This is a genomic window from Methylibium sp. (assembly GCF_013817345.1).
Classification (GTDB): domain Bacteria; phylum Pseudomonadota; class Gammaproteobacteria; order Burkholderiales; family Burkholderiaceae_C; genus Methylibium.
In genome coordinates, this window is the sequence record NZ_JACDCW010000136.1 from 1 (window position 1) to 8,042 (window position 8,042).

Genomic DNA, 8,042 nt, shown 5'->3' on the forward strand with positions numbered 1-8,042 from the left:
GTGCGCGCGATGTAGAACGCCTTCTTCATCGTGATGGCCAGATCGCGCACGTCCTTGACCAGGAAGTTGTGCTTGACGATCGGGCGGGTGATGCCGACGGTGTCGCATTCCTGGAAGGCATCGAGGCCGATCGCCGGTGTCGGCACCTGGCCGGTGATGATCACCATCGGGATCGAGTCCATGTAGGCGGTGGCGATGCCGGTGATGGCATTGGTCACGCCCGGGCCCGAAGTCACCAGCGCAACGCCGACGTCGCCGGTGGCGCGCGCATAGCCGTCGGCGGCATGGATCGCGGCCTGTTCGTGGCGCACGAGCACGTGCTCGATCCTGTCTTGCTTGTAGAGGGCGTCGTAGATGTAGAGCACCGCCCCGCCGGGGTAGCCCCAGAGGTACTTGACCCCCTCCGCCTGCAGGCAGCGAACGAGAATCTCCGAGCCGTTGGGATCGGCGCCGGGATCGTTGGGAGAGGGGTGCGGCTGTGCCGTTGCGGCACGCTTGATTTCCGCGGCAGACATGTCCATTTCGAACCTCTTGGAATTTCTCTGACGAAACACCTTTGGTGCCCCTCTTCGCACCCTTGTGAGGTGGATGTGGGGCCTGCGCGATCTACAGCAAAGCGACCCGGGTCGGGCGGCCATTGAGGATCTAAAGAGCGTTGTGCGAAGCAGCATTATGTCACCAGCGCCGCTGCGCTTCCCGGTAAAGGAGCCCTGAAAACCCGCGATGACATAATCGCCGCCGCTTCTCCGCACCGTGGCCGCGCGCCTTCCTCGGGCTTGCTCGCAGGGCAGCTTCAAGACCCGCCGCCGGCGGGCAGTGCACAGCCTGCACAGGCTTCGAAGGAAGGCAGTGCAACCATGAATTCCCTCTCCATCCCCCTGTACGGCGAAGCTCTCCGAGCTCGCTGCGCCTTGCGGCTGCCCGCATCCGCGAGGGAGACCGAAAAGTGAAGCGCACCGTGTTTTCATCCGCCGTCAACGCGGCAAGTATTCGCACGCCAGGCCTGCGGCGGCGCATGGGCTGTTTCATCTATGAGGGCGTGCTGCTGTTCGGCGTGGTGTTCGTCAGCGCCCTGCTCTACGCCGTGCTGACCAACCAGCGCAACGCGATGCAGGGTCGCGAGGGCCTGCTGATCATCGCCCTGGTGCTGATGCCGGGCCTCTATCTGGTCTGGTACTGGTCGCAGACCGGCCAGACGCTCCCGATGCAGACGTGGCACATCCGCCTGACCGCTGCCGGCGGCCAGCGCGTGTCACGCCTGCGCGCCACCGTGCGCTACCTCGCCAGTTGGGTCTGGTTCCTGCCGGCCCTCGCGCTCTGGCACATCGCTGGCTGGCGCAGTGCCGGCGCACTGATGGCCGCGCTGGCGGGCGGCGTCATCGGCTACGCCTTGCTGGCGCTGCTTCACCCGCAGCGCCAGTTCTGGCACGACGCCGCCTGCGGGACGCGACTGATCGACACGCGCCCGATACCGGGCGGCGCTGCGGCATCGCCTGGCGGAGGGAGTTCGCAATGAGTTCGCGCTTGCCGGCTCCCTTCACCGTCTGCGTCTATTGCGGCTCGCGCGAGGGGGCAAACCCGGCCTTCGCCGAGGCAGCCCGCGCGGTCGGCCACGCCATCGGCAAGCGCGGCTGGCGGCTGGTCTATGGGGGCGCGCAAGTCGGGTTGATGGGCCGCATGGCCGATGCGGCACTCGCCGCCGGTGCCAGCGTGGTCGGCGTGATTCCCCGCTCCCTGATGGAGCGCGAAATCGGCCATGCGGCATTGAGCGAACTGCTGGTGGTCGAAACCATGCATCAACGCAAGCAGGCCATGGCGGAGCGTGCCGATGCGTTCCTGGCGCTTCCCGGCGGCATCGGCAGTTTCGAGGAACTGTTCGAAGCCTGGACTTGGCGCCAGCTCAACTACCACGACCAGCCGATCGGCTTGCTCAACGTGGCAGGCTACTACGACGCGCTGATCGCATTTCTGCAGCAGACAGTGCGCGAGGGCTTCATGTCGCCGGCCACGCAGGCGATGCTGGAGGTCGGCACCGAACCGGACGAACTGCTGACGCGGCTCGAAGTGCTGGCGCGAAGGGCCAAGGGCCGCGACGACTACAGCCGGACTTGAAGAGTCACACCGCCGCTTCGTCCGTCTCGCCGGTGCGGATGCGCACGGCTTGCTCCACATTGGTGACGAAGATCTTGCCGTCGCCGATCTTGCCGGTCTTGGCGGCCTTGACCACGGCCTCGATGCAGCGCTCGACGTCCTCGTCCTTGACGACGACCTCGACCTTCACCTTGGGCAGGAAATCGACCACGTACTCGGCACCGCGATAGAGCTCGGTGTGTCCCTTCTGGCGACCGAAACCCTTGACCTCGGTCACCGTGAGTCCCGAGACACCGACTTCGGCAAGCGCCTCGCGCACCTCTTCGAGCTTGAAGGGCTTGATGACGGCGGTGATCTGTTTCATGGCGGGCTCCCGGAAATTCGACTGATCGAATTTAAGCACGGAACTTCGAGGTGATCGGGTAGCGCCAGTCCCGTCCGAACGCCCGGTGCGTGATGCGGATGCCGACCGGCGCCTGGCGGCGCTTGTACTCGTTGACGGCGATCAGCCGGGTGACCCGCTCGACCACCGCCGCATCGAAGCCGGCGGCGACGATGTCGGCGATTCCCTCGTCGTCTTCCATGTAGCGCGCAAGGATCGCGTCGAGCACTGCGTAGGGCGGCAGGCTGTCCTGATCGGTCTGGTCCTCGCGCAGTTCAGCGGAAGGCGGGCGCGTGATGATGCGCTCGGGAATCACCGGCTCTGTGCCCTGCGCATTGCGCCAGGCCGCGAGCCGGTAGACCAGCGTCTTGGCGACGTCCTTGATGACCGCAAAGCCGCCGGCCATGTCGCCGTAGAGCGTGCAGTAGCCGGTCGCCATCTCGCTCTTGTTGCCGGTGGTCAGCACGATGTGGCCCGACTTGTTGGACAGCGCCATCAGCAGGGTGCCGCGGCAACGCGCCTGGATGTTTTCCTCCGTGGCGTCCTCCGGCAGGCCGGCGAACTCTTCCGCGAGGCTCGCCTTGAAGGCCTCGAACATGGGTGTGATCGAAATCTCGTCGTACTGCACGCCCAGGCGGCGGGCCATGTCGCGCGCGTCGAGCCAGGAGATATCGGCCGTGTAGGGCGAAGGCATCATCACCGCGCGCACCTTGTCCGCACCCAGCGCATCGACCGCGATCGCCAGCACCAGCGCCGAATCGATGCCGCCCGACAGGCCGATGATCGCGCCCGGGAAACCGTTCTTGCCGAGATAGTCGCGCACGCCGATGACGAGCGCACCCCAGGCCTGAGCCGGCAGCTCGGGCTGCGGCGCCAGCGGTCCCGTCACGCTGCCGTCGGTGCCCACACCGACCAGCAGCAGCTCCTCGGTGAAGGTGCCGGCGCGCGCGCGGACAGCGCCCTGCGCATCGACCGCGAACGAGCCGCCGTCGAACACCACCTCGTCCTGGCCGCCGACCAGGTGCGCATAAAGCACAGGCAGGCCGATCGCTCGCGCGCGATGCGTCATTCGCTCTTCGCGCTCGCCGGCCTTGCCCAGGTGGAAGGGCGAGGCGTTGATCACCGCGAGCGCCTGCGCGCCGGCCGCCTTCGCGGCTGCGGCCGGTTCGTCGAACCAGGCGTCCTCGCAGATCAGCACGCCGACCTTCAGGCCGCCCACGTCGACGACCAGCGGCCCCAGCCCCGCGTCGCGGCCCGAGACGAAATAGCGCCGCTCGTCGAACACCTGGTAGTTCGGCAGCTCGCGCTTGGCATAGCAGGCGGTGATTCGCCCGGCATGCAGCACCGAGGCCGCATTGACCCGCCGCTGCACGGCCAGGGAGCGCGTGCGAACATGCCCGGCATCGTCGAGCGTCTTGGGGTGGCCGACGATGACCTGCAGATCTGGCAGTTCGGCCAGCAAGGCAGCGCATGCGGCCAGCGCCTCGTCGCAGGCGCTCATGAAGGCCGGGCGCAGCAGCAGGTCTTCGGGTGGGTAGCCGGTCAGTGACAGCTCCGGCGTGATCACCAGCCGCGCGCCTTCGGCATGAGCCCGGCGGGCGAAGTCGGCGATGCGCCTGGCGTTGCCAGCGAGGTCGCCCACCGTGGCATTGAACTGGACGAGCGCGAGCTTCAGCGTGGCAGAAGAAGGCATGGAAAAGAAGCGTCCGGCAGTCTCAAAAGATGGTACCTGCGACCCCGACAAGTGGGTGGTCTCCGTGCACGACGACCCATCGAGCATCGATGCGGCCGCCTGGGACGCCCTGCTCGATGCCAGCGCCTCGGCCAACCCTTTCATGCGGCATGCCTACTTCTTGGCGCTGCAGGAATCGGCAAGCGCTGTGCCCGAAACGGGCTGGGTGCCCCAGTTCCTCGCCATCGAGCGCGGCGGTGCGCTGGTGGCCGCCTGCCCGCTCTACCTCAAGAGTCATTCCTACGGCGAATACGTGTTCGACTGGGCCTGGGCCGATGCCTACGAACGCGCCGGGCTGCACTACTACCCGAAGCTGCTGGCGGCGGTGCCCTTCACGCCGGTGCCCGGCCCGCGGCTCCTCGCACGCGACGATGAGGCCCGCACCGTGCTGCTGCGCGCGATGCAGGCCCTCGCAAGTGACAACGGACTTTCTTCCGCGCACGTGCTGTTTCTCGACGAGACCGACCGCCGCTCGGCGGAAGCGGCCGGCTGGATGCTGCGCAGCACGGTGCAGTTCCACTGGCACAACCGCCACGCGGCCGAAGGCGGCGACCCCTACGCCGACTTCGCCGATTTCCTCGCCACGCTGCAACGCGACAAGCGCAAGAAGATCCAGCAGGAGCGGCGCTACGTGCGCGAGGCCGGGGTCGATTTCGAAGTGCGGCGGGGCAAGGAGATCGCGCCGGCCGACTGGAATTTCTTCTACCGCTGCTACACCACCACCTACCGCGAGCACCGCTCGACGCCCTACCTCACCCGCGACTTCTTCGCCCGCATGGCGGCCACGATGCCGGAGCACTGGCTCCTCTTCACCGCGCGCCAGGCCGGCGAGCCGATCGCCGCCTCGCTGATCGCCCTGGATCCCGAGCAAGGCCATGCCTACGGCCGTTACTGGGGCCATGCGCCCGGCAGCCCGTCGGTCAACTGCCTGCATTTCGAGGCCTGCTACTACCAGCCGCTGCAGTGGTGCATCGAACACGGCTACCGCCGCTTCGAAGGCGGCGCCCAGGGCGAACACAAGATGGCCCGCGGCCTGATGCCGTTGCGCACGCATTCCGCACACTGGCTCAGCGATGCGCGCTTCACTGACGCCGTGTCTCGCCACTTGGCGCGCGAAGGCGCCGGCATCGAGGCTTACGTGAGCGAACTCGACGAGCGCAATCCGTTCAAGCAGGGTGCCCGGGCCGTCGGCGAAGAGCCGCCGTCAGCCTGAGAAGCCAACACTGCCCATCGCGCGCCTCCGCGATCCGGCGGCATGACGGGCAAGTCGCCGTGCGGCTGCCCGGCCCGCTCCGGGAAGACGCCTCAGTCTTCCTTGAAATCGCCGCCAAGCGCGAACACCAGCTGCTCGGGCTTGATGTATTTGCGCAGGGCAGCGTTGGCCTCTTCGACCGTCATGCGGCCCAGCGCGTCATCGACCTTCTGCGCCAGCGCAAATGTCCGGTCGAGTTCGAGATTGCCGGCCAACGTGGACGCAAGGCGAGCGTCTTGCGAACGCGCGAGTTGCCGCGCACTCACCAGGCCGCGCTTGGCCTCGTTCAGTTCGGCCGCCGTGAAGCCGTCTTTCAGCGCCCGTGCGAGCTCTTCCTTGAACGCCGCCTCCACCTTGGCGCGGTTGCTCGGCGCAAAGATGGCCTCGGCCACCCAGGGCGAGTTCGGCTCGAAGGGATTCCAGCGCACGCCGCTGTAGACGCCGTAGGACAAGCCCTCCTTCTCGCGGATGCGCTGCCACAGCCGCGAATTACCGCCGGCGCCCAGCATGTGGTTGGCCAGCATGAGGGCCGCGTAATCCGGGTCGGTGTCGGTGATCGGCAGCGGCAGCTGCGCGGCCATCGTCGCGTTCTGCTTGTCCGGCGTGGCGAGCACCAGCCGCGCCGGCTCGGGTAGAACCAGCGGATCGGGCACGCGCGCGTAGGGCCGCGGGCTTTTCCAGTCGCCGAAGCTCGATTCGAGCGCACGCCGCACTGCCGCCACGTCCATGTCGCCGCTGGCGCCGAACTCGGCGTTCGAAGCGCCGTAGAACTCGCGGTGGAAGCCGCGCAACTGCTCGGGCTGCACGGCTTTCAGGTCCGCCACGATCTCGTCGAAAGTGCGCGCATATCGCACATCGCCGCGCGGATACGGATTGCCGTGGCGTGCCATGGCGTTGTCGACGACTGCGGCGGGTTCCTTGCGTTGCTGCTCCACCGCCGTGATCGCCTGGCTGCGCTGTTCTTCCAGCACGGCCGGCGGGAAACTCGGTTCACGCAGCATCTGCCCGACCAGCTCGATCACCGCCGGCAGTTGCTCGCGCCGGGTCGAGATACCGACATTGACCTGACCGTCGTCGCCGCCGATGGACACCACCGCGCGCAATTCGTCGAGTCGGTCCCGAATCTCCTGCCGGCCCAGCTGCCGGGTGCCCTCGTTGAGCAGCGCGGCCACCATCGACGGCACGGCGCCCTGGTTGGCGAGGCTTTTCGCGTCACCGAAGTGCAGCGCCAGCGTCGCCTGCACCGCGTTGCCACGGGTCGGCTTGGGCAGCAGGGCGACCTCCATGCCGCTGGCCAGCTCGAAGGTCTGCGTCTTCGCGTCGATGTTGGCCGGCGAGGCGTCGAACGCGGCCACTGCAGCGGCGCCCTCCTGCGGCTCGAAGTCCTTGAACTGCGCGGCCACGTCGATGGCCTTGGGCACCGGCGCGCGCTGGGTATTTTCGGTCGGCAGGTAGGTCGCCAAGGTGCGGTTGGAGCGCAGCAGCCGCTCGGTGGCAACGCGCTGCACGTCGGCCGGCGTCAGGTCGCGAACCCGGTCGCGCGTCAGGAAGTACAGCCGCCAATCGCCCTGTGCGACCGATTCAGACAGCGCCACGCCGACGCGCTCGGCATTGGTGAAAGACAAGTCCCAGGCCTTGAGCCACCTACCTTTGGCGCGCTTCAGTTCTTCGGCCGTGATCGGCTCGCTGGCGATCGACTCGATGACAGCAAGCATCTCGGCGCTGGTCTTGCCGGGCTCCTGGCCTGGCGGCAATTCGGCGATGAAAAGGGCCACACCGGGGTCGTACAGGCCGAAGGCATCGGCGCCGACGCTGGCGGCGAGTTGCTTTTCGACCAAGCGCTTGTGCAGCCGCCCCGAAGGCGCGTCGCCCAGCACGATGGTCAGGACTTCCAACGCTGCGTGGTCCGGATGCGCGGCCGCGGGCGTGTGATAGCCGGCATAGAGCAGCGGCGTGCCGCCGTTGCGGCGCAGGGTGATCGCACGCTCGCCGTCCTGCACGGGGTCGAGCGTGTAGAGCACCGGCAGCACGCGCTCGGGCTTCGGGATGGGGCCGAAGAACTCGTGCACCCAGGCCAGCACCTGCGGCACGTCGAACTTGCCCGAAACCACCAGCGTCGCGTTGTCGGGCTGGTAGTGGCGGCGGTAGAAAGCTTGCAGGCTGGCGATGTCGACGTTCTCCACATCGCTGCGGGCGCCGATCGTGTCGTTGCTGTAGTTGTGCCAGTCGTACATCGCGGACAGCGTCTTCTGGTAGAGGATGCGCCCGGGGCTGTTCTCGCCCATCTCCATCTCGTTGCGCACCACGGTCATCTCGCTGTCGAGATCCTTCTTGGCGATGAAGCTGTTCACCATCGCGTCGGCGTGCCAGGAGAGGAACCACTCCAGGTTGTCCTCGTTGGCCGCGAAGCTGGCGAAGTAGTTGGTGCGGTCGAACCAGGTGCTGCCGTTGGCCCGCAGGCCGCGCTTGGTGAACTCGGACCAAACGTTGGGATTCGTCGGCGTGCCCTTGAAGATCAGGTGCTCGAGCAGGTGGGCCATGCCCGTCTCGCCGTAGTTCTCGTGGCGCGAACCGACGTGATAGGT

7 protein-coding genes are annotated in these 8,042 nt (G+C 67.3%); 3 read left to right on the top strand and 4 right to left on the bottom strand.

The window, feature by feature from the left end; translation table 11 throughout:
• On the bottom strand, positions 1-521 hold a 521-nt coding region (locus H0W40_RS18030), incomplete at its 3' end, for a thiamine pyrophosphate-binding protein (protein ID WP_292449014.1).
• Positions 522-958: 437 nt separating this feature from the next.
• On the opposite strand from H0W40_RS18030, the gene H0W40_RS18035 reads away from it, so the two are divergent.
• Both H0W40_RS18035 and H0W40_RS18040 read left to right on the top strand, forming a co-directional pair.
• Complete coding sequence (locus H0W40_RS18035) at positions 959-1,516, top strand: RDD family protein (protein WP_292449038.1); 558 nt, start codon at positions 959-961, stop codon at positions 1,514-1,516.
• On the top strand, positions 1,513-2,112 hold the full coding sequence (locus tag H0W40_RS18040) for a TIGR00730 family Rossman fold protein (RefSeq protein ID WP_292449040.1): 600 nt from the start codon (positions 1,513-1,515) through the stop codon (positions 2,110-2,112). The genes H0W40_RS18035 and H0W40_RS18040 overlap by 4 nt, the downstream gene beginning before the upstream one ends.
• A 4-nt stretch (positions 2,113-2,116) precedes the next feature.
• Here H0W40_RS18040 and H0W40_RS18045 read toward each other — a convergent pair whose 3' ends face one another.
• Entirely contained in the window at positions 2,117-2,455 is a 339-nt protein-coding gene (locus H0W40_RS18045; RefSeq protein ID WP_292449043.1) for a P-II family nitrogen regulator, read from the bottom strand.
• A gap of 31 nt (positions 2,456-2,486) precedes the next feature.
• Positions 2,487-4,166, bottom strand: a complete 1,680-nt coding sequence (locus H0W40_RS18050) for an NAD+ synthase (RefSeq protein ID WP_292449046.1) — start codon at positions 4,164-4,166, stop codon at positions 2,487-2,489.
• On the opposite strand from H0W40_RS18050, the gene H0W40_RS18055 reads away from it, so the two are divergent.
• A complete protein-coding gene (locus H0W40_RS18055) occupies positions 4,165-5,418 on the top strand; it encodes a GNAT family N-acetyltransferase (protein WP_292449048.1) in 1,254 nt (417 codons plus the stop codon). The two genes, H0W40_RS18050 and H0W40_RS18055, sit on opposite strands and share 2 nt — an antisense overlap.
• Before the next feature lie 92 nt (positions 5,419-5,510).
• On the opposite strand, the gene H0W40_RS18060 is transcribed toward H0W40_RS18055, so the two are convergent.
• Positions 5,511-8,042, bottom strand: a 2,532-nt coding sequence (locus H0W40_RS18060; protein WP_292449050.1) for a pitrilysin family protein, incomplete at its 5' end; no start/stop codon positions are given.

Excerpts from the sequence above, each read along its gene's own strand:
- H0W40_RS18050 (WP_292449046.1), bottom strand. The coding sequence starts at position 4,166 with ATGCCTTCTTCTGCCACGCTGAAGCTCGCGCTCGTCCAGTTCAATGCC.
- H0W40_RS18045 (WP_292449043.1), bottom strand. The coding sequence starts at position 2,455 with ATGAAACAGATCACCGCCGTCATCAAGCCCTTCAAGCTCGAAGAGGTG.
- H0W40_RS18040 (WP_292449040.1), top strand. The coding sequence starts at position 1,513 with ATGAGTTCGCGCTTGCCGGCTCCCTTCACCGTCTGCGTCTATTGCGGC.
- H0W40_RS18055 (WP_292449048.1), top strand. The coding sequence starts at position 4,165 with ATGGAAAAGAAGCGTCCGGCAGTCTCAAAAGATGGTACCTGCGACCCC.